The organism is Pseudomonas arabinosi, assembly GCF_047758675.1.
Lineage (GTDB): Bacteria > Pseudomonadota > Gammaproteobacteria > Pseudomonadales > Pseudomonadaceae > Aquipseudomonas > Aquipseudomonas arabinosi.
Genome location: NZ_CP180480.1, coordinates 904471 through 926233 on the forward strand (window position 1 = coordinate 904471; position 21763 = coordinate 926233).

Genomic DNA, 21763 nt, shown 5'->3' on the forward strand with positions numbered 1-21763 from the left:
TTGAACACCTGGGTCAGTTTTCAGTCGGCAGAACAGCCTTTACTGGGTCAGTTTTCGGTCAGCGGCAACATGGTAGTTACCATCGTGCCACCTGTAGAGGTGTTCATCGGCGACGTCGCGCACGCGGAGCGTGGTTAGCCCTGTCCTATTTTATTTGTTTTTATTTATTTAAATCTTTAAAGGGGTTCGAACTCGGTAGTGCAACCAAGTTTTTTCAGCCTTTGGATTTCTTGTTCGAATGTGTAGTTTGGCAGGTCTTTATTTTGTTTGTCGTACTCGTTCCTGAGAAGTCTAAATAGCTTGCCTGTTTTTTCTTTTGTTTTGCTGTTGAGACTGTTAATAAGGTCATAGTTGTCGGCAGATAAAAACTCAAACTTGTGCTTTATTACGTAATAGGCTGTAATGTTCGAAAGTAATCCTGCCGCGTCTTCGTAATTTTCTCCGAGGTACTTTGCATACTCTTCAAATATGTTTGTCAGTAAGCTTCGTGCTGCGTTTTAAGTACGCTGCACATTTCCTGCCAGTTGCTGACATAAAGATGATCGCCCCAATCAGATCCCCTCGCGAAGTAAATGCCGTTTCCCTTGAAAAAATCGGCGATTTCATGCTGATCTAGAGCCGTTTCGAAAGTGGTTTTCATTGAAGCTTTTCCCAGTCATCAAAATTTTTCAACAGCGTTCCCACGTCACTATTATGGGAAACGCTCTCTGATCCGATCAGAGCAGCTTCTTTTGTCCCACTTTTGGTTGCCCCGCCAGGAACCCATTCGTTCGGGTACGCACCATTTTCTTTTCCATTAGGCATTTCATAGCGGAATCTTGGGTCGTCAGGCTTGATTTTAACGATATATATATGCCCTCGCCCTCTAGAGTTTTTGCGCCAAGGTTTAGCTCGCTATTTAGCACCCGCCAATCGTTGCCGGCAGCTCGGTATTTCGTCGCCGAACTCCGTTTTCTTTAGCAACTGGCCTTTGAGGTCGTATTCATAAGCGGTACGACGACCGTCGAAGCCGGTTTCCTGCTGGATTAGGCCGTTAGAGTGTAAGCGCTCCATGAACCCCACATTCAAAGCGCTTAGCTGATGCCGGATGCTGTGCTCCCGATTCTCTCAGGAGCCAGCTCGTCATGATGCGACCCGACGCCAAAGTTGAAAAAGTTTATCTCTACCCCAAGCCCGTGGACTTCAGAAAGTCCATTGATGGCCTCGCTGCGCTGGTCGAGCTGGACATAAAAGTGGCGGTGTTCGATCCCGTGCTCTTCGTTTTTCTCAACAAGCCCCGTAACCGCGTGAAGATTTTGTACTGGGAGCGCAACGGCTTCTGCCTTTGGCTTAAGCGCTTGGAGTCCGAGCGATTCAAAACATCGCCTGATCTCAGCGATGAAGTGATCGTTCTGACCGTCCAGGAACTGAACTGGCTGCTCGACGGTTTTGACCTGTGGCGCAACCGTCCTCACCAGGTTTTGACTCCACGCTACGTAGCCTGACCCGGTATAATCCGGGCCATGATTTCTCTGCCCGACGATCTTCCTGATGACCCCGTTTTGCTCAAGCAGATGCTGCTTGAGGCACTCAATCGCCAGGAAGAAGTTGCCCAGGCTTATCAGGCTCACATCGTCGACCTGAAAGGACAGATCAAGCTGTTGCGCGACCGCTTGTTCGGGCGTAAGTCCGAGCAGACAGCGCAGCCCAATACGCCGCAACTTGCACTGTTCAATGAGCCTGAAAGCGAGCCGATGCCATTGATCGGCGATGCCGAAGAGGAAGTCGTTTCCCCGGGGCCGCGCCGAGGAAAACGTAAGGCATTGTCGGCTGAGCTGCCGCGTGTCGAGGTCATCCACGAACTGCCCGAGCACGAACTGACCTGTGCCTGCGGTTGCCGCAAGCACGTGATCAGCGAAGAAATCAGCGAACAGTTGGATATCGTGCCGATGCAGATCCGTGTCATCAAACATATCCGCAAGGTTTACGGTTGCCGTGGCTGCGAAACGGCACCGGTCACCGCCGACAAACCGGCTCAACTGATCGAAAAGAGCATGGCCAGCCCAAGCGTTCTGGCCATGTTGCTGACCACCAAGTACGTCGATGGCTTGCCGCTGCATCGTTTCGAGACGGTGTTAAGTCGACACGGTATCGATATACCAAGGCAAACACTGGCGCGCTGGGTGATGCAGTGCAGCGCACACTTTCAGCCACTGCTGAACTTAATGCGCGACCGATTACTGGAAAGCCCGGTGATCCACTGCGATGAAACCCGTGTTCAAGTATTGAAAGAGCCAGGTCGAGACCCTACCAGCCAATCCTGGATGTGGGTACAAGCCAGCGGCCCGCCAGATCGCAAAGTCGTGTTGTTCGAGTACACGTCCAGCCGTGCGCAGGAGGTTCCGTTGCGTCTGCTGGAAAGTTATTGCGGCTATGTTATGACCGATGATTACGCGGGCTATAACGCCTTGGCGTTGCAACCGGGGGTTGAACGGCTGGCCTGCATGGCCCATGCGCGCCGCAAGTTTGTCGAGGCTCAGAAAGTGCAGCCGAAGGGCAAGACGGGACGTGCCGATATCGCCCTAAAAATGATCAACGAGCTGTATGGCATCGAGCGCGAGCTCAAGGACGGCGATGATGAACAGCGTTTAATCGGCCGTCAGCAAAAGAGCGTACCGATCCTGGCTCAGTTGAAAAGCTGGATTGAGAAAACGCAGCCCCAAGTCACGCCACAAAGTGTGCTGGGTAAGGCCATTAATTATCTGGCCAGCAACTGGAGCCGGCTGGAGCGTTATGTAGAAGCCGGTTTTTTACCTATCGACAACAATGCGGCCGAAAGGGCGATAAAACCGTTCGTTATCGGTCGTAAGGCGTGGCTGTTCAGCGACACGCCCAAAGGCGCTACCGCCAGTGCTCAGATCTACAGTCTGGTGGAGACCGCCAAGGTCAACGGCCAAGAGCCTTATACGTGGCTACGCCACGTACTGGAGCAGTTACCACATGCGCAGTCGGTGGCGGACTATGAAGCACTGCTGCCGTGGAACTGTTTGCCAGAGATACGACGTTAAGCCTGACCCTATCGTGGGTGGTTGGATCGTACGCTATCGAGACCTTTCGATATCCTTTGCTGTACCGACAAATCCACCCAACACGTAATAGACTCGGTACGTTTTTTGGGCCTCCAAAGCCCTGTAAAAACGGAAAATCCTACCCCCGGTACAAAAATAGTCCTACCCCCGGTACAGGTCCAAAATGGCTCACATGAGCACAGATAGGGCGTACTTCTCCATTTTCGTGGCATTTATGTGGCATTTGAATGGCATTTAAATACCACAAAAATAGGGCCCATCTTTTGTACCACCTGAAATACCTGGCCTTGGCATTTTTGTGCCACTGAAATAACCAAACTTTGGCATTTTTGTGCCACTAAAATAGCCAAACATTGGCATTCTTATGCCAGCAAAATAGTAAGTGAGCTATTTATGTGCCACAGGTAGAGAAATATGGGGCACCGCGTCTGGGACAGGTGGTGACTTTGAATGTGGGGTTCATGGAGCGCTTACGTTAGAGTAGTAATCGAGTTGGTAGTGTTCGCGACGTTCGTTTTCGATCTCACTGAGCAGTAGGCGCGCATTGTCGTAGCGATAGCGCAGTTGGCTACTATCCGGATTGATACGACGGCTGACTAGATGCAGGTTTACGACTTAGCTCAAAAAGCGGTCCCTTTCCATTTTGTCTTAAGTAGTGCAACTGAAGCTGTTGAGGAACCGCATCCTTCATTATGTAATGATGCGCCGCCTTCTTTCGCTCTATCCAAATTCGACATGCCTTTAAACGAAAGAAGAAACCCTTTAGCCTTGACTGGAGACCGGCTAATGGGTTTCCCGTTTCATTAGGGTTTTTAGTTGTCTTTTTGGGCGTTGTAGGTTCGTAGCATTTCCTCTGAACCGTCCCAGTTCGGGGGCGTCTCCCAATTTTTATTTTTCTTTTGTCCAATTATTGCGCCAATAAATGTATTTTTTTCATCATAAAAAATGCGACCGTCCCAACTTGTACTGTCAATGAAACGCATTGATAGTATTGCGTCAGGCGCCATACTTGAAAGCGCATTTATAAGCTCTTCAACTCCTGGTATTACCGATGAAGTTGTGTTTGCAATTTCTTTTTGAGTGGTGAGTTCTTTTTTATACGCATCGCTAGTTTTTTTTATAATGTAATCGTTTTTAAAAATGAAACTTTCTTCAGTTGATTTTTTTAATAGTTGGGCCGATTTTATCCCGCCGTCTGCGAGATGAAAATTCTGCTGTAACAAATCTAATATATTCATGGCTTAAACACCTCGATATCCCCGCTGCGGGGTCCTTTCAAGAGAACTTCTTGCTCCCCCCAACGATCTTCCGAATACTGCCATGACCACTTATCTCCTTCTTTTGGGGCGCCAATTTTAACTCTCAGAATAAGTCCATCCTCTTTCGCAAATTGCCTGGCGATATCAGGTGATCTTGTCCATGAAGTATAGGGGCTGTCTCCCGAGTGTCCTCCATAATTGTGATCGTCAGGATTTACTACGCCATCAATTTTTCCGGGAGTTACCTTTCCGGAAAATGCGTCATTTTCGGCAGGATGGCCCTTATGAACACCGCGATACAGATATCCTTCCTCTGGAGTGCTTGGGAGACGAGGAAGATTCTCGTAGTCCGTTTCGCGAGATTGGTTTGATTGCTTCTCATCAGGACCGTCGCACGGTTCGCAGCTCAACCCTAATGGATCCACCCATCCTGTAGGGTTAGGCACGTACTGGTAATTGTTCAGCCCGCCTGCAAGCTTGATCGGATCCGGCGTCAGATACCGTCCAGTCCCCGGATTGTAGTAGCGATGCCGGTTGTAATGTAAGCCCGTTTCCGCATCGAAGTACTGGCCCTGAAAGCGCAGCGGGTTGTCGATTTCTGCAACGTCGAGCGTGGCGAGGTTGCCATAGGCGCGGTATTTCGCCGACCACATGATCTCGCCGCTGTAATCGGTGAGTTCCTGCGGCGTGCCGAGGTGGTCGAGTTGGTAGTAGAACGGCTCAGCTTTGAGCGGGCCTTCACCGTCGAGCATCGCCAAAGGCCGGAAGGAGCCCGGCTCGTAGATGTAGCTGCGATAGCGGTTATTGGCGCTTTCTGCGATGAGGCGTTCGCCTTGCCACAGGAACTCTGTGGTTTGGTCGTTGACGGTTTTGGCGATACGGCGGCCGAAGGCGTCGTACTTGTAGCTTGCGATGCTGCCGCTGGGGAGGCTGACACCGATGAGGCGGTGTTGGCAGTCGTAGCGGTATTCGGTGACGAGCTTTTGCTCGGTTCCGCGGCGCTCACGGCTCAAATTGCCAAAGGCGTCGTAGTCGTAATGTCGATCGCCCTGCATCAGCAAACGGTTGCCTTTGACATTGGCCAAGTTCGCGGTGGGTTGGTCACCTTGACCTAGAAGGTTGCCCGCCGGGTCGTGGGCAAAACTTTCCGGGGTGGCGCCTCGAACGTTGATCAAACGGTCGAGCGGGTCGTAGTGATAACTACGATTGCCTTTCCGGCTGTCATTGATGCCGGCGAGGTTGCCGTTTGCATCGTAAGCGTAGCGACGCTGGAACAGGTTGCGATCCTGCTGGCTAACGCTGTGAGCTTGCAGGCGGCCTTGTTCGTCGTATTGGTATTGGCTGAGCAACAAACCCTGTTGACGCTGCTGTTCGCGACCTGCGCTGAACTGGTGAGTGGTCAGGCGTGAACCGTTGAGGTCGATACTGCTCAGTTGACCGCCTCGTTGGTGGCGATAATCAAGCTTGCTGCCGTCGGGTAAGCGGCAGTGGCTGAGTTGGCCGAGTTGGTCGTACTCGTAACGCAGGGTCCCCCAGCCTTGGTGCTCGGTGATCAGGCGGTCTTGCAGGTCGTATTCGTAGGCCAGCGGCCAGTTTCCGTCATCGACGTTCACCAGGCGCCCGAGGGCGTCGTAGCTGTAGTGAATTTCCTCGCCATCGGCCAGGGTTTTCACCAGCAGGCGGCCAGCGGCATCGCGCTGGTACTCGGTAATCAGTTCGTTACCGTCGTCGCCGAACTCGGTTTTCTTCAGCAACTGACCATTAAGGTCGTATTCATAAGCGGTACGACGACCGTCGAAGCCGGTTTCCTGCTGGATGAGGCCGTTCGGGTAGTAATCGAGGTGGTAGTGCTCGCCACGTTCGTTTTCGATCTCGCTGAGCAGCAGACGTGCGTTGTCGTAGCGATAGCGCAGTTGGCTGCCATCCGGGTTGATGCGGCGGCTGACCAAGTGCAGGTTATCGGCATATTCGTAGCGGGTGACTCGGCCCAACTCATCGCGCTCGGCGGTGACGCGGCCGTATGGGTTGTAAGTGAACGCGCGCGTAGCGCCACCGGGCAGGGTGATTTGCGCGAGCCGGTTGGCAGCATCCCATTGGTATTGGGTGATCGCGTCGCTTTCGTCCTGACGGGTGATCTGCCGGCCCAACGCGTCGTAGCGATACTTGCGCTGACCACCATCGGGCAACTGTTCTTCGAGCAGTTGGCCGAGATTGTTCCATCCTAGTTGATGACGGCTGCCATCCGGATGACGGATTTCTAGAAGACGGCCCTGGCGGTTATAGTTGTAGTGGGTTGAATTGCCGTCCGGGTCGATTTGTTCGGTGATATCGCCTTGGTCGTTGCGCCAATATATCCACTTCGCCGGGCCACGATTCACCACACGGACGTAGCCGTGGTAATACTCATAAGAGGTCGGGGTGTCTTCGGGTGGAATAACCGCGATCAGTCGGCCTGCTTCGTTGTATTGGTATTCGGTGACGGCGCCGAGTGGATCTTTCTCGGCGATCAGGCGGCCCTTGTCGTCGTAGGCCTTGAGGTGCTCCGCACCGTCCGGATCAACCTTGGCAACCAGTCGCGCCTTATCGTCGTGGGTATAGACCTCTTCGCTGCCGTCAGCATTGGTAACTGTGACGCTGCCTTTGTCATCCCAGGCGTAATGCGCGTCCATCTGCGAGAAGCTAGCCCAGTGATGGATGCAGCGCGCCGATTTACCTTCTTTTTCCCATTCCCAGTAAAAACTGGTGCCGCCGGCGAGTTGCCGCTCAAGAATGACGTTCTGGTCGTTGTAGGCATAACGCTCGGCTTCGCCGGCGGCGTTTTTGGCTTCGATCAGGCGGTGTTGGGCGTCGTAACTGTAGGTGACCAGGGTCTGGATGGTGCTCCAGGCGTCTTCCAGATTGTCGGCCGGGATGAACTGCTGGTAGTCGATGGCGACGATGTGCTTGCGGTCGTATCGCACGAGAAGGGCACGACCGGCGCCGTTATCGACGCGCTTGATTCGCCCGTGAATGTCACGGGTGATGTGCAGCCGATTGCCGTAGTTGTCGCTGATGGCGATCAGCGTGGCGCCCTTGCTGTTGTAGCGAAAGTGGTAGAACTGGGCACGTTCTCCGGCCTGGGTGAGGATCAGTTCAGAGGGATCATCACCAAGGAAAATCGCTGCTTCTGACAGGCTGTTGGTGATCGCCGGACGCTGCACACTCGGTAACGGGAACGTGGTGATACGGTTTTCGTGGTCGGTCCAGACTACCTCGTCGCCCTGTATATCGACCCGTTGTGCCAAGGCGTGGCTCCAGCCGTAGCCGAGGCCGCAATCAATTTCCGCAGCGCTGGTGCGGTAAAGGCGAGTCCACTCGAAAGGTAGTAGCCCGTCGAGCTGACCATCGGTCAGCGTCAGTAGCTCTTCACCGGTAACCATGGAAACCGGGCAATTGTTGGTGCAGGTTTTCTTGGCGCAGGTTGAGCTCTTTTCGTCGGGCGTTTTTGACTGGGCCGGAGCATCGCTGACTTTTTCCTTTGGCTCCAGGACGAATTGTTTTTCTGCTTTTTTTCGAGCAAATGCCGAGGCGTTTTTTTCCAGTAGTGTTGGGGTGTCGCTGGTGATCGGCAAAGGACCTTTTGCTCTTGCTGCGGTGGCTTGCTCGATTTTCAATGCAGCCTTTTTGGCGGCGTCCATCGGTACGCCTTGCGCACTGGCCAACAGTGGTTTCACGGTTTCGCCGTGAGCCTTCAAGGCGTGTCCCTTACTCGCGGCCAAGAGTTTTTCCGCGAGCTCCTCTAGCATTTTTACCGCTGTACCGGATTTGACCTTGGCCAAGGTTTTTGTGCCAACACGTATAGCCAGCCCGAGGCCGCCAGACAGACAGATCCCTAGTATCACGTTGATCAGAAAGGAAGCGCCGATGGCAGTAATCACTTCCACACAGACTTGCGGTGGCAACATGCCAACCCACGCGATAATGGCGGATAGATAGATGTACATCAGCGGTTCGTCGCTGAGGATCAACAATCCAGTGGCTATGGCTTCTTTCGATGCTGAGTAGAGTTTCTCAACTTCCTCTTTACTCAGGTAATGAAGAAGTTTCTCCACATTTTTAAAGGGGTCGGCTAATAGTTCGAACAGGCTTTTGATGTCATCCCACAGACCTAGAAGCGCTTTCTCAAGACTATCGAGTGCAGACTGCATCAATATGAGCGAGCGACCCGCCCGGTCTGTCGCCGAGTAGCTCGCCCACTGTGGCTGGAACTTACTCGACCATTCGCTTTTCAACCAGCCGTCAAGATTGCCGATGACACCCTGGTATGAGTCGTACAGCGCTTTGACGTTGCTTTCAGAAACGTTGGGAAAAAAAGTGATGCGGTACATCTGGCCCGGCTTACAGCCTTTGATGACTTCAATGCCGCTCGGGCCGATATTCGCAGGAATTACCGGACCGACAACGTCGTATCCGCCGAACATCGCTTTTTTGACGGGTTCGAGCCTGACCGGTGTATTGCCGATCGGCACGTAGCGCGCACTCTCAAACATATGGATCAGCGTGAAATCGCCCATCAACGGACAGGTTGCGTAGGTTTCAACCGGTCCCGTCTTAGTTTTGCGCTCAGTGACGCTGACTTCGTTACCCACCTTGAACTTCTGGTCGACATCCATGGCCCAGCCAGTCCAGAAGCCGTCAGCCCAGGTTTTGTAGTCGGTCAGGCAATTATTGAAGTCTTTGAGAATGACATTCACGTCTGGGGTCTTGGCGTCGAGAACTCGAATAACCAAATTACCGATGGGATCAATCATGACGTGACTTCCTTTGTCAGCTCAGCAGCCAGACGCTCTGCCATATCTTCTGTATTGGATTGTTGGCGCGCGAAGCGCTCGACTTTGTGGCGCAGATTTCTTTCGGGGAAGGAGAAGAAGAGTTCTGGGCAATCCTCTCCCAACCACTGCATTAGGTTGTCGACGACGGTGGTGTGGTCTTTTTCCGCCAGCGTGTCGACTAACTTCTGCGGCACCTCCCACCACGGCCAGGCCTTGGCCGGTGGCACTCCCCTCGGTCCCACTTCCAGTTTCTGGCCATTGATCAGGTAGCGGTCGAACACTGGCAAAACTTCACCCGCGCCAGCACCCAATCCTTCAAGAATCGGGAAAATATGCCGCCCATCCCAAAACCGAAAGAACACCTCGGTCCCATCCGGCATCCGCACTTGAGTCAAACTGCGAAGATGTTCGAACACCACGTCCGGGGTGCTGGTGGACACCGCCAGCCAGCCCCAATCCTGAGCGTCGGTTTCAGCAATCCACTGAAGGAAACCGGCGTTGGGTTTCAGCTCGGCGAGGTAGGGCATCACTGGCTGCCAATCGGCGTACGGCGTGCCGCTCCAGATCGGGATCAGCTCCGGCGCCATCTCCTGCTGGTAGAAGGCCTTCAGTGGCTCTGCATCGCTCGCCGCACTGACAATCAAATAAAGACGTTCATTAGCCTGCAACGGCCGTTCCGCCAGCCAATCCTGCGGGGTCAAAAGATCAGATCGCACAAGCACCTGCCTTGCATTTCTCGCACTCTTCACAGAACGGCGCGTTGCGTTTGAGGGTGTTGATCTGCGCCGGGGTCAGGACCGCGCCGGCCTTGTCGGCATCCGCCTGTTTCAGCACGCCGGGCATCAGTGGCGCGGCGCCAGTGCCGTTGCCGGGGCTGCCACCCGAGTTCATGTTGATCACCGGGCCGCTCAGGGTGACGCCACTGCCGTCGATCTTGATGAAGCTGCCGCCGCCCTTGAGGGTCAGTTCGCTGCCGGCTTCGAGTACGACTTTCATGCCGCTGCTCAGGTGGATTTCCTGGCCGGCTTCGATGAATTGGCCGGTGCCGACTTTGATGTGCTGGTTGACGCCCACGGTGAGGTGGTCGTTGGCGCGGGTTTCGACTTTGCGGTCGGCGTAGACGGTGTGGTGTTCTTCGGCCTTGAATTCGCTGTAGCTGTTTTGCTCGACAGTGTCGTGGCGTTCGTTGCCGACGCGGATTTTCTGGTCGTGCTCGACGTTTTCGTCCCAGTCGCGTTGGGCGTGCAGGAAGATTTGTTCCTGGCCCTTTTTGTCTTCGATGCGCAGTTCGTTGTAACCGCCGCCGCCGGGGGAGCTCAGGGTTTTGAAGGTGCTGCGGGTTTTGTTCGCCGGCAGGGCGTACGGGACGACGTTTTCCTTGTGGTACAGGCAGCCGCTGATCAACGGTTGGTCGGGGTCGCCTTCCAAAAACGAAACCAGCACTTCCATGCCGATCCGCGGGATGGCGATGCCGCCGTAATGGGCGCCGGCCCAGGCGGAGGAGACGCGCAGCCAGCAGCTGGTCTTGTCGTCGGCCTGGCCTTCGCGGTCCCAGTGGAATTGCACTTTGACGCGGCCGTATTGGTCGCAGTGGATCTCTTCACCCTTGGGCCCGGTGACCACGGCGCTTTGGCTGCCGAGGATGCGCGGCTTTTTCTGGGTCAGCGGTGGGCGGTTCGGCACGTCCCACGGGGTGGCCTGGAAGCGGTTGCGGTAGCCCTGGTGGAAATCGTCTTTCAGCTTGGTGGTGTCGCTGGTGACTGACTCTTCCAGCACTTGCGGCTGTTTGCCTTCGTGGAGGATTTCGGTCAGCAGCCACAGATCGTTCCATTTGGCTTTCGGGTGTTGGGTCAGGGCCAGGAAATGGCCGCTGACCAGCAACGGCTGATCGCTTTTGCCTTCGGCGAGCTGGAAGTCGCTGCGGTGACGTTCGAGGGCGCGTTTGGCCAGGTGCTTGCCACGTTCGCGGTCGATAAAACGACCGGGGTAGTCGTAGTCTTCGAGGTCGGGCAGGGCGTCGCCACGGTTTTCGCTTTCCAGGGTCAGGCGTGGTTTTTCGAAGTCGTAGTCGCGGCGGGTGGTGCGGCTGGTGCGGGTTTCCAGGCGCAGGTCGAAACGCTTGATTACCGGGTTGTTGGCGACCATGCCGGAGTCTTGCTGATAGGCCACGGGGGCGAGTTTCGGGAACACCGTCTGGTCATCGCCGAACACCAGCTTGTGGGCCGTGGCGCTGTGCTGGAAGTGGTAGTGGATACCTTCCTCCTCGCACAGGCGCTGGATGAATTGCAGGTCCGACTCATCGTATTGAACGCAGTAAATGCGCTCGGGATAGATCGCCCCGACTTTGAATTCATAGGCGTTGCTTTGGATGCCGTGCTCTTCAAGGACCATGCCGATGATTTTCGGCACGCTGAGGTTCTGGAAGATGCGTTGGTTGATGCGGTGCGCGAGGTAGGACAGTTGCGGGCGCAGGGTCACCGCGTAGCGGGTCAGGCGTTTGCCGGAATCACCCTGGGCGGCGCGATAGATCTGGCCATGGATGCCGCTGCCGTCAGGCGAGAGCTGCAAGAAGGCCGGTTTGTGCAGCAGGGTCTCGAGGTCCAGGGACGGCTGTTCACTGACCAGCTCCACCTCAAACACAAAAGGCTGGCTGATGGCTTCCCGACCTTGCAGGGAAAGGACCTGGAAGTCGCTGGAAAGACCTTCGATGGTCAGGGCAAAGTGGGTTTGATTGGCCGGCGCGAACATCCCTTGTTCCTCGTGCAGTGCTGCGGCGTAAACCAATACCCGATCAAAGGATCAGCAGACGCAAATTCTGGAAAGGCGTAAACAACATCGACCAGCAGAGCTGGCCGATGCGTGAAGCGGTCAGCCGCGATTAAGCGACTGGCTGACGCCAGTCATCGGAACCCGAAGTACCGGATACTTCGTGGGTCCAGGTGATTTTGCGGTAGGTGAACTGTACTTCTTCCAGGTGCGTGAAGTGGGAGTTCGACGGATCCTGGCAGTTGTGCATTTTGTTGTTGATGGCGACGATGATCGCGTCTTCCAGTTTGGTGGTGTAGTAGTGCTCTTGGGTGCCTTGGGCCGAAGTACGGAACCACTGGATAACGATTTCGCTCATGCGCTCGCCCGAGGTCAGAGCCGCTTGCAGCAGTGGCGAAGACTTGTCGTAGACCTTGGTGATCACAACTGGTTTGTGTACGCGCTGACCGGTCGGTTGGCCGGACTGCGGGTCACGCGGGATGATTACGTCGTGGTTGAAAGCCTGAACCATGACCTGGTCTTCGTGACCTTCCTGGTAGGTGTTGCCAACCGAGTCGGCGGTGAACGCACCGGCAGTGATCAGACCTTGTTTTTCGCCAGTGACGGACATGTACGCTGGTGTAGCCATGGATGTGCTCCTTGCTAAATAAATGAGGGTGCCCGGGAGGCGATATCGCCCGGTGGGTGCCTGACTGTTATCAAGGTCCGTGCCAGAAAAGTTGAGGACCAATCAAATCGGGGGGATAGCCGAGGTTTTTCAATCGCTTGAGTGATTTTCAAGGGAAAACACCCCACAAAGTGCGCAACTTCTTGCGCAGTACTGCGCAACTTCTTGCGCACTCGGCTGGAGGCCGCGGCGGGCCTGACTCTCAGCGATGTCGGAGGTGTTTTTTGCGAAATAACTGCGCAACTTCTTGCGCATAATGGCTATGAGGTATCAGTGGGTGATGATGGTGTAGCCAAGCTGTTGCCGCTGGCCGAGCATTGACTTGATAACGGCTGTCCTGCCGGCTGAAAACTGTCCCCAGGTATTCAATTTGCGCCCATTAGCTTTCGAGTAGGAGGACAGGGCTCGCCGGACTCGAAATCAGCAACCTGCCCTAGATCAAATCACGATCGACAGGGTCGGTCAGTTTTCAATCCGTGCCGAGCCCCTCACCACAGACAGCAATCGGCCAAAAGCAGACGACCATGACCGACAGCAATCGGCCCAGAAGCGAACGCGCACCGCCGCTGAGATGCTGCCACCCAAAACGGCCGTGGACAGCTTGGTGGCAAATTGGTAGCTTAAAGTGGCCCGTGTTGAACATTGAAAGGATATCGAATGTCTCTAAAAGATTTATTAGAGCGAGGCTATTTCCCGAAAGAGTTACCTAGCCCTCCGTTCACCACGACGCCCTTTGCAAATATTGTTGCTGCACCGACCAGCTCACTTCCTGCAGATTTCGCGAATGGAGCAGATCCAAAGTACAAGCAGCTACCGACATCAAAAATCACTAGATACTCTCACGCCCGTGGTGGGCTATTACGACGCAAACTGGGAATATGTAATCCACTACACTACTATCTCCTCGCCAAGGCAATAATTGATAACTGGGCGATTATATCTCCCATGGTTTCTGGAACTGCCATTGCTGCAACTGCACCAGAATTAAAAAGTTTGGGTCGGGCAATCGAAGGTCGGCATTCCCAGGGTGCGCGGGCAATGCTTGCACAGAAGAATCGTTTGGGTAGAAGATTTTTATTAGAGACGGATATCAGTCGCTTCTATAGTAGCATCTACACTCATTCGATACCTTGGGCTCTCCATACGAAGGCTGCCGCCAAGATAAATCGCAGCCGGACGACTTTACTCGGAAACAATCTAGATTACCTTGTGAGAATGGGGCAGGATGGACAAACTATCGGAATCCCTATTGGCCCTGACACATCGCTGGTTTTAGCCGAGCTTCTTATGCAGCGATGCGATGCTGAATTAATCGCAAGAGTTCCGAAGCTAAAAGGACACCGATTCATTGATGATTATGAGTTAAGCTTCTATACCAGAACGGAAGCTGAAGACGCATTTCATCTACTCGAAAGAGCGTTGAGCAATTATGAGCTGGCTTTAAACCCAAAGAAAACCAAGGTTCTTGAGTTGCCTTTACAATTTGAGGCGTCATGGGTCACCGAACTTCGAAGTCATAATATTCGGGCATCAGCATCTGGCCAGGCAGTGGACATGGAGGCGCTTATAAATAAGGCCTTTCATTTGCATAAGCTATTCCCAGGTGAAGCAGTCTTAAGTTACGCAATCGCCAAACTTAGAGTGGTCGAACTACTTCCGGATAACTGGGAATTATTTCAGCAACTGTTGCTTCTTTGTGTAACGCCAGAGCCAGCGACATTTCCCTATGCCATTGATCTAATTATCAAATGGGTAAACGCCGGCTTTGCTTCGGCAATTCCAGAATTACATGAGGTCGTAAACTCGATAATTACTACTCACGCGCCATTAGCGCATTCCAGCGAGGTTTCACATGCGCTGTGGGCGAGTATCGCCCTCGGAGTCACACTTACGACTGAGGCCGTGGCCGCACTGTCGATGGCAGATGACTCGGTGGTGGCGCTGATGGCGCTAGATTGTGAGAGTAGAGGACTTATGTCGGCAGTACTCGACAAGTCCAATTGGCAAACCCATATGACCTCGGCTGGACTATATGAAGAACACTGGCTTTTATCCTATGAGGCTAATATTAAAGGGTGGCTGCCTTCAGTAGGAGGAGGTGATCATGTTGCAGACGATCCCAATTTCGGATTCTTAAAGGCATCTGGTGTCTATTTCTACGACACGGCCCCTTTGGTCGCGTTTCCTATTCCGGCTCCGACACTACCAACTCAAATATCTACATCTACAGCGCATTCGCATTGAGTGCGAGCAATGATGATATGTAATTCCTTAACGGGTTGTCGGCCAATCCAACTCAACTATTATAACTTATTCAAGTGGCTAATGGTTTAAGATAAGGAGTCAAGACACAAGTAACCCCCAGCATATCCAAAATAAACAAAATTTGAAACGCAATGAATGAGACTGGAACCATATATGGTATAGCATAAATAGTACCCGCGCGAATTCGTTGATACACTCTCGAGATACCAGTTATACGATAATCATCCTTCATTTCAAGTGAGGCTAGTGAAAAATCCACCCGAGTATGATTTTCAGAGTCAGTAGATATGAGATTATACCGATCATGAAATTTGTCTAGTGGAATGCTTATGCCGCTTAACTTTGACTGTTTTATCTCTGTCCTGAGCTCTCTAATCAATTCTTTTATCTTGTCCCCACACTCATTTAGAGTTTGAGATCGAACTTCATATCTAGCAGTAGAATTTATGACCGAATAAACTAAAACCGCTACTGCGAGAAAAATCTGCAGCATGTTCAAAACCTTGGAGCTGAATGCAATACTCACATCTGAATTCTGTACCAAGGGTATAAAAATCAAGCCTAACGACAGCATGGTAGTAGTAAAAAACGAAAAATTACTTTGCCTTTTTAAGCGCACAGAAGCATTGAATCTGCATCTAGCGGTCACGCGCATGCTGTTCAAAAGTTTCTCCGCAGGATCACCTATATTTTTTTCTATAGGGCCTAGGCTAAAGACCCAAGACAAGATAGTAGCAGCCGCTCCCCTAACGCTTTTTAAACACATAAAGATCTTCTTTATTAGATTAATCGATAGTGAATTATTAGTTATGCTTGATTAGGCATGAAACGCTAATCCCCACTCTCCAGCGAAGATAACACACTCACACTTGCGAACAACATCAAAAAGCCATCAGTGTATCAATGCTGCCTTTTAGGTCAAAAATTATCGAGGTTGCGGAACCCCGCCGGGAAATTGGGCGACGCCTCACTTTCCTGAAGAGATAAAAAACCGCGCAGATCATTAATCTAAGGGATTTTTTAGAGTGGAGGGCGAGGTCGGAATTGAACCGGCGTAGGTGGTTTGCAACCCTCTGAATCGGACACTCTCGTAGCTACCTTGAGCAACAATTTTTGCCCAATTTATCCCAAGGCCGAGCGGCAGTTATGGGTCTGGTCGATTTCTGCCGGTCACGACCGGCAGCAATGCGCAGCTCTCCGCCGCTCATGGTCACGAAGCGTGCTGGTCTGCAGTCAGGTGGTCAAGTGGAGTGCAATTTCGCATACAGAAAAGCTCCGGAGGTGAGGGGGGACGTGGCCAAAATCCCCCGTCTTAAATTAGTAAGCTTCAGCGCCAGGTCTCGTTATTTTGTCCAGTTTACTGACGAGGTCTTCGGCTCGCAGGTGTGTGTAACGCTTAAGCATCTGCATCGATTTATGCCCACTGATAGCTGATACCTCCTGGTCGGACAGTCCGCCTTCGACAAGCCGACTCACTGCTTCGTGACGCAGGTCGTGAAATCTGAAGTCAGGTAGATCGAGCTTCTTCTTCAGCTGACCCCAAATTTTGGTGAAGGTATACGGCCGACGCTTCCCGTCCTTTCCAGGCTCACCGAAAAACACCAGATTGCAGTCGATTGGTCGCACCGGGTTATCCATCGCAGCTTTGAATACTTCAGTGGCGCGCTTGCTCAGTGGAACGGTTCGGGAGCCGCCGTTCTTCGTGTCTGAGAGACGTATTACACGCTTTGCCAGATCCACTTGGGGTCGCCGTAGGGATGAGATCTCTGACGAGCGCATACCCGTTTCCAGAGCGATGCAAACAATCCAGCCCAACATAGGGTTGCTATGTCGATTCACGGCCGCGAGCAGAAGGCGTTCTTCCGCCGGCGATAATCTTCGGTCACGACCATCCCCAGGGCTCGGCTTGCGGATGTTCAGCACTGGGTTGAACGTCAGACCCAAACCCCATTCCTGAATCGCTACCGTGTACAGGTGGCTCAATAGCGCAAGTTCGAGACGCACGGTGTTGTTGCTGATGTTCCCATTGCGGCTGGGTTCGTTCAGACGCTTGTCGCGATAGCCAGCGATGATTTCGGCGGAGAGGGCAGCCAATGAGTACTTGCCCAGGTGCTCGATGAGCTTCTTGGCTTTCGAGGTTTCGCCACGCTGAGTGGTGGGCTTCTTGGTGGGGGTAATGTCGCTCAGGTAGCGCTTGAGGGCTGCTTCCAGCGTCGTGCGCTCAGAGCCGCTGCGCTGGATGTACGCACCTCTGACCATTTCGTCTTCGGTGCGCCGAGACCAGTCCTCCGCATCACGCTTGGTGCGGAAGGTTTTGGCGACGGTGGGCCAGCCAGTTTTACGAATCAGAGCCTTCCAGGTGCCGGAAGGAGTTTTGACGAGAGTTGCCATGAGAGGGTGCTCCTAGGCGGCTGGCGAACCAGCACTGTACCTAATTTGTACCCTTGGACCATAGGACTGTATCTGCGGTGGTCCATCCAGAAACGCGAAAGCCGCGCAATGCGCGGCTTTGAGTATGGTGGGCCCAGTAGGACTCGAACCCTTATGTGGTACTCAAATTGTCCGGATAGACACTGTCCGTCCGGTCTTGCGACCGAAAATATCCAGCTATATATGGACTTTATGCCAATTCGATGATCATGAAACTTCGGTTTTATAAATATAACCTGGGTGTGGTGTTTGGTTTGACGCATATTTCGTCATGGCTACCAGATGCGAAATGGCACTCCACTTGCCCCCTGCTCTGACCACGATTGCATTGGATTTGACCAGCGCGCTTTGGCACCACGACGGCAGCGAATGGCCATAAGCAGTCAGTCGCGACAAGCAGAGTCAGCCTGATAGCCTACGCCCAACATTAAAGACATCCCTAGGGGAGGGTGGAGCTAGTGAGAATTCGGAAAAGAATGGCCAGGATCAGGGGGGAGGTATCCCTCCCCCCATCAGCCTAGGAAACAAATCTGTCTAAAAGACCGTTAGCAATAAATGCTAGCGCCCAAAGACTGACTTCCACCTGTACCACCTTTGTCTGCAACTTGAACATGGCAAAAGCCCTGCGAAGTGCTGACAGCGCTGCCAACTTTTAAGGGTTGGTTATTTATTAAGCGCCTTGCCGGGCGCTTGCTTTTGGCTTACCGCGAATGGCCGCAAGCATCGGCTCCAGTGTTTGAGGTATCCGATCGGCACCGCCGGGAACGGGCTCGTACACAATCACCTTAAGCGGCCTGACGGGGTCGCAGTCAGAGGAGTCACCCCCCTAAGACGTCCTGGCTTAGCGAGGACCGCCCTAATTCAATCCTACCCCAGGAAGTTGAGTTAGAGCGCAAAATTTCACAACCCGTTAAAAAATATGGAAACGCACGTATCCCCTCCCGCTGAAACGCCTCACCTTGTTTTTCGCCAGATTGAACATCCTCTGTAGCGAATGTTGAGCAATCGCTTTCGGTGCCAATTAGGGGCACTGTCGCTGCTATGCTTCGTCTATCAGGATTCTTGGTCAACTGGAGAAAATGTCCAAAAGCGCGAGATTGTGATAGGCGAATTCAAGATAATCAGAAATAAGGATAATATTTGATGGGGAAAGAACGAAAAAAAAAGAAGACTCCAACTCAATATATCGGTGTGTTCCCTCAAGAGACTGGTGAGTCTGCTATAGGTGACTTGAAATTAAAAGGTTCTAACACTTTACTTAAACTTCACTCCGATAAACCTTTGGGCGCAATGACATCCTCATCTCTCAAAGGTACCGCATACACGGGGGAGTGCATTACACTCATTGATTGCTATAGCCCTGGTTCTGGACATACATTCATCAGAGGACAGCTAGTTAAGTATCATACCGACGTTTTCCCACATTTTGTTGCAATAGGCGACAGGCATTTAAGTCCGGAAAGCTCTAATATCACTATCATAGAATTTTCAACAAATGATCTTAGTAGTATTTTTTACGACTTCGATGCCTTTGGTCATGTAATCGATTCAAAAACTGTCATTAATTCTGTCCTTGAAGAACGCCGTAAAATTCGTCCCGTAGAGTCGGGTGAACGACCATTGGTTGCATATTTCACCGGTAAAAATCGTATCATCGAAGTCTCTACAGAACTTGGTAAGATTTCAGTTCATCACCGCCCCTCCTATAATATGGGCGGGCCATCGGGAGTATTCTTAGATAATCGAATAGTCGTATCGATAGAGCCAGAGTCCTCTATTACATTCGATGAGTCAATCGACAGGTTACATCGTGTAGCGAATTTCTTATCGGTAGCAGCGGGCCGCGCCCAGAGCGTTAGCCATATCACAGTCAACACGGAAAACTCCTCGGAAGCACACTTAACTCCCTTCTCCATTAATCCAACCCTACCCTGGAAAAGCAACAATGCCTCCAATCTAAAACCGCATCCTGGAGATATTCCATTAGATGCTGTACGTAGACCAAGCGAATTTGACACTGCTTTGTCAAACTGGGTTAAGAGAGATAAAGACTGGCGAATAGCACGCGTTCGACATCTAGGGTGCATGCAGAAAGGAAACAATTATGATGCTGACAGACTAGTTGCAGCTGCTAACATGTTCGATATATTACCGCAACACGCAATCCCGTTGCCCAATGAATTATCCGAAGAATTAATTACCACCCGAGATGCCTGCAAAGCATTACTCAAGAACCTACCTGTCGGAATAGACCGAAACAGCGCACTGAATGCATTGGGTAGAATGGGAAAACCATCTCTACCGAAAAAAGTAGCTTATCGAGCCTCTGTTGTCACTGCGGAATTAGGAAGCATTTTTCCAGACCTGTCTCTTATTGCTAGCATTGCAGTTAAATGTAGAAACTTTTTTGTGCATGGTAGTGCCGGAGATATAGATTACTCAAAAGTGGAACCGTTTATGCCTTTTCTCACCGACACCCTTGAGTTCATATTCGCAAGTTCAGACCTAATTGAGTCAGGTTGGAATCCTCAACATTGGGCGTCTGAGCATCACGGATGGGGGCACAGTTTTACAAGATACCGAGCTGAATACGCCGCCACATTGGCAGAGCTACAGCTCGCTACTGCCTCCTGAAGGGTATGTGCCCTTTACCGCTGCTGCTTGATGCCACGCTGGCAGGGATGGCAATAACAGGATTTGTTCTGAGTGTTATCGAGTACATTGATGGATGCGCCTACGCGCAGGCATGGTGGTGTCGCGAAGGCTAATTTTTACAAACACTATCGGCAGGTCGATCACTTCATCAAGCAGGGATCACGAAATGAAGTATGAAAAAATACTCAGAAAGTTGTCTGGGAACCCCAAGCTGACAGAAGAACTAATAGTCGCAGCTTTTAATAAGTATGAAAACAAAGATGTAGATGTCTGCGCTAAGACTATCGAAAAACCTGGATTTGAGATCGCTACCGATGCTGGTTTGTGCTTCATCACAGAGCGACCGATAAGCTATTATAATGATAGATGGGGGCGGGTTACTGGGGCGCAAGAAAGAGCATTGCCGTTGTTTTTACCAGTACCGCTTCATATTATAGGTGAAGGTCAGTTGAACGAGGCGATATTCAAAATGAATAACGCCGAAAACCCGAAAGATGCTGCGGATTCTTGGCTTAATGAATTTTTTGCACCTGAAATCGCAGCAACCTATTTCAATAAATTTTTTTCTGTCAGCGATTCGCTCAAAGATTATCGACTAATCGTATTTGAAGCGATTGAAGCCTATTATCTTGGGATGGATCATGTGGCGATCATGTCTCTAATACCGGTATTTGAGGCAGGATTGAGGAATATCCAAAATTTACGGCTTTGCGTAGATCCTGGTAACGTCAGTGGTGAAAAATTTGAACGCTACCTTAGAGACATCATAATACAGTGGGGGCGGAGAAGGCTTGAGACATATGTTTGGCACCCAGGGAAAGATTATAATCAGCCAGTAGAGATTGATTTTTTAACGCACATTTGCCCTCAGTCCGACGTAATTAACGCATTCAGAATATATTTCAAGAATATTCTTTACAAACCTAGCTATGGCGACGTGAATGGTTTTAATCGCCACATCATAATGCATCTATTAAAGAACGACTTTAATAATCCGGCGAATTTCGCAAGGATATTTATCTGTCTGACCCATATAACTTTTATAGAAAGTCTAGAAAACAAAAATGTCCCGTTCTTTTGGCGGGGAATTGACGACAGAGATTTAGAAGTTGCAGCGTATTTTACTGGGATATCCAGAATGCTTGGCGACCCTCGTCGCCCCATTTTGCGCTCGCTAGGGGTAGATGGATATTAATTAACATCAGTGGTCCCGCCGATGCGGGGCATGTAGCGTTTTTAAGGAATTGAGTAGGCTCGGTGAAGCTCAACTCGAATGCACACGCTTGGTCAGCAGGATGCAATGTTCAGTGGCAAGGGAAATGGGTGGTCGATCCCATGCAATTACGCAGTCGAAAAATTATGCAAGTACACTGACCACGCCGGAGCATTGACTTTGCCATATTCCGCTTGTGTGTGAGCGTGATCATGTCAGCCATCAGCGTGATCAGAACATTAAACTCACCTTCAAACTCTGCGCTTCGCTCATAGGGCCGCACCATTTTCATATCCTTTACTTTGAGGCTTCGACTCTGGAGACATCCTCTGTAATCTGAGCGCAAAGTGGTGGTATCCGGTCCTCTCTGGCCTTGGAAAAGAAACCTCTTTCAACCGCTTTTACAAATCCACGCCTTACGGCAGGGTGAGTTTCACCGAGTCACTTCTGCTCGTTGTGCCCGTACCGCACGCCGGCCCTCTATGGATGGAATACAGTCAGCGACCAGAGGTCAGAATAAAAGGGTGCAAGGGCGAATATATGCTAAACCCTAGGTAGATCCATAGGGGCCCACAGCCGATGCAAGGCTCTTGCTGATGGGTAGGTAGGGGAATATCCTCCCTGCCTCG

Annotated in this window: 15 protein-coding genes; 5 read left to right on the forward strand and 10 right to left on the reverse strand. The window is 51.8% G+C overall.

All coding sequences use genetic code 11. The features are described from left to right. Positions 1–475 precede the first annotated feature (475 nt). From ACMXYJ_RS04110 to ACMXYJ_RS04120, 3 genes are all read right to left on the reverse strand, one after another. Positions 476–640, reverse strand: coding sequence for a hypothetical protein (locus ACMXYJ_RS04110; RefSeq protein WP_415758876.1), 165 nt, complete (start codon positions 638–640; stop codon positions 476–478). Then, positions 637–804 (reverse strand): hypothetical protein, encoded by a 168-nt coding sequence (locus ACMXYJ_RS04115; protein ID WP_415758877.1) that lies wholly within the window; start codon positions 802–804, stop codon positions 637–639. The genes ACMXYJ_RS04110 and ACMXYJ_RS04115 overlap by 4 nt, the downstream gene beginning before the upstream one ends. 90 nt (positions 805–894) lie before the next feature. Beyond that, positions 895–1053: a hypothetical protein gene (locus tag ACMXYJ_RS04120; protein WP_415760840.1), complete on the reverse strand. Its 159-nt coding sequence runs from the start codon at positions 1051–1053 to the stop codon at positions 895–897. A gap of 71 nt (positions 1054–1124) precedes the next feature. On the opposite strand from ACMXYJ_RS04120, the gene tnpB reads away from it, so the two are divergent. After that, positions 1125–1484, forward strand: a complete 360-nt coding sequence (gene tnpB, locus ACMXYJ_RS04125; RefSeq protein WP_049285761.1) for an IS66 family insertion sequence element accessory protein TnpB — start codon at positions 1125–1127, stop codon at positions 1482–1484. Positions 1485–1502: 18 nt separating this feature from the next. Then, positions 1503–3047 (forward strand): IS66 family transposase, encoded by a 1545-nt coding sequence (tnpC, locus tag ACMXYJ_RS04130; protein WP_415758878.1) that lies wholly within the window; start codon positions 1503–1505, stop codon positions 3045–3047. 833 nt (positions 3048–3880) lie between these two features. Here tnpC and ACMXYJ_RS04135 read toward each other — a convergent pair. From ACMXYJ_RS04135 to ACMXYJ_RS04155, 5 genes are all read right to left on the reverse strand, one after another. Further along, positions 3881–4306, reverse strand: coding sequence for a hypothetical protein (locus ACMXYJ_RS04135; RefSeq protein ID WP_415758879.1), 426 nt, complete (start codon positions 4304–4306; stop codon positions 3881–3883). Next, entirely contained in the window at positions 4303–9117 is a 4815-nt protein-coding gene (locus ACMXYJ_RS04140; protein ID WP_415758880.1) for an RHS repeat-associated core domain-containing protein, read from the reverse strand. The genes ACMXYJ_RS04135 and ACMXYJ_RS04140 overlap by 4 nt, the downstream gene beginning before the upstream one ends. Then, complete coding sequence (locus ACMXYJ_RS04145) at positions 9114–9854, reverse strand: DUF4123 domain-containing protein (protein ID WP_415758881.1); 741 nt, start codon at positions 9852–9854, stop codon at positions 9114–9116. Before ACMXYJ_RS04145 ends, ACMXYJ_RS04140 begins: the two co-directional genes overlap by 4 nt. Next, entirely contained in the window at positions 9844–11886 is a 2043-nt protein-coding gene (gene tssI / locus ACMXYJ_RS04150) for a type VI secretion system tip protein TssI/VgrG (protein ID WP_415758882.1), read from the reverse strand. The genes ACMXYJ_RS04145 and tssI overlap by 11 nt, the downstream gene beginning before the upstream one ends. 130 nt (positions 11887–12016) lie before the next feature. Further along, positions 12017–12532: an Hcp family type VI secretion system effector gene (locus tag ACMXYJ_RS04155; protein WP_017338154.1), complete on the reverse strand. Its 516-nt coding sequence runs from the start codon at positions 12530–12532 to the stop codon at positions 12017–12019. A 696-nt stretch (positions 12533–13228) separates the two neighbouring features. Between ACMXYJ_RS04155 and ACMXYJ_RS04160 the strand changes: the two genes are divergently transcribed. Next, entirely contained in the window at positions 13229–14815 is a 1587-nt protein-coding gene (locus ACMXYJ_RS04160; RefSeq protein ID WP_415758883.1) for an RNA-directed DNA polymerase, read from the forward strand. A gap of 70 nt (positions 14816–14885) precedes the next feature. Here the strand turns inward: ACMXYJ_RS04160 and ACMXYJ_RS04165 are convergent, their stop codons facing one another. Both ACMXYJ_RS04165 and ACMXYJ_RS04170 read right to left on the reverse strand, forming a co-directional pair. Further along, positions 14886–15602, reverse strand: a complete 717-nt coding sequence (locus ACMXYJ_RS04165) for an SLATT domain-containing protein (protein ID WP_415758884.1) — start codon at positions 15600–15602, stop codon at positions 14886–14888. 551 nt (positions 15603–16153) lie between these two features. Continuing rightward, entirely contained in the window at positions 16154–17227 is a 1074-nt protein-coding gene (locus ACMXYJ_RS04170; protein WP_415758885.1) for a site-specific integrase, read from the reverse strand. 1182 nt (positions 17228–18409) lie between these two features. Between ACMXYJ_RS04170 and ACMXYJ_RS04175 the strand changes: the two genes are divergently transcribed. Then, on the forward strand, positions 18410–19900 hold the full coding sequence (locus tag ACMXYJ_RS04175) for a HEPN domain-containing protein (RefSeq protein WP_415758886.1): 1491 nt from the start codon (positions 18410–18412) through the stop codon (positions 19898–19900). Positions 19901–20087: 187 nt separating this feature from the next. Beyond that, positions 20088–21116, forward strand: a complete 1029-nt coding sequence (locus tag ACMXYJ_RS04180; protein WP_415758887.1) for a hypothetical protein — start codon at positions 20088–20090, stop codon at positions 21114–21116. The last annotated feature ends 647 nt before the right edge of the window (positions 21117–21763 follow it).

Excerpts from the sequence above, each read along its gene's own strand:
- ACMXYJ_RS04110 (WP_415758876.1), bottom strand. The coding sequence starts at position 640 with ATGAAAACCACTTTCGAAACGGCTCTAGATCAGCATGAAATCGCCGAT.
- ACMXYJ_RS04115 (WP_415758877.1), bottom strand. The coding sequence starts at position 804 with ATGCCTAATGGAAAAGAAAATGGTGCGTACCCGAACGAATGGGTTCCT.
- ACMXYJ_RS04120 (WP_415760840.1), bottom strand. The coding sequence starts at position 1,053 with ATGGAGCGCTTACACTCTAACGGCCTAATCCAGCAGGAAACCGGCTTC.
- tnpB (WP_049285761.1), top strand. The coding sequence starts at position 1,125 with ATGATGCGACCCGACGCCAAAGTTGAAAAAGTTTATCTCTACCCCAAG.
- tnpC (WP_415758878.1), top strand. The coding sequence starts at position 1,503 with ATGATTTCTCTGCCCGACGATCTTCCTGATGACCCCGTTTTGCTCAAG.
- ACMXYJ_RS04135 (WP_415758879.1), bottom strand. The coding sequence starts at position 4,306 with ATGAATATATTAGATTTGTTACAGCAGAATTTTCATCTCGCAGACGGC.
- ACMXYJ_RS04140 (WP_415758880.1), bottom strand. The coding sequence starts at position 9,117 with ATGATTGATCCCATCGGTAATTTGGTTATTCGAGTTCTCGACGCCAAG.
- tssI (WP_415758882.1), bottom strand. The coding sequence starts at position 11,886 with ATGTTCGCGCCGGCCAATCAAACCCACTTTGCCCTGACCATCGAAGGT.
- ACMXYJ_RS04155 (WP_017338154.1), bottom strand. The coding sequence starts at position 12,532 with ATGGCTACACCAGCGTACATGTCCGTCACTGGCGAAAAACAAGGTCTG.
- ACMXYJ_RS04160 (WP_415758883.1), top strand. The coding sequence starts at position 13,229 with ATGTCTCTAAAAGATTTATTAGAGCGAGGCTATTTCCCGAAAGAGTTA.
- ACMXYJ_RS04165 (WP_415758884.1), bottom strand. The coding sequence starts at position 15,602 with ATGTGTTTAAAAAGCGTTAGGGGAGCGGCTGCTACTATCTTGTCTTGG.
- ACMXYJ_RS04170 (WP_415758885.1), bottom strand. The coding sequence starts at position 17,227 with ATGGCAACTCTCGTCAAAACTCCTTCCGGCACCTGGAAGGCTCTGATT.
- ACMXYJ_RS04175 (WP_415758886.1), top strand. The coding sequence starts at position 18,410 with ATGGGGAAAGAACGAAAAAAAAAGAAGACTCCAACTCAATATATCGGT.
- ACMXYJ_RS04180 (WP_415758887.1), top strand. The coding sequence starts at position 20,088 with ATGAAGTATGAAAAAATACTCAGAAAGTTGTCTGGGAACCCCAAGCTG.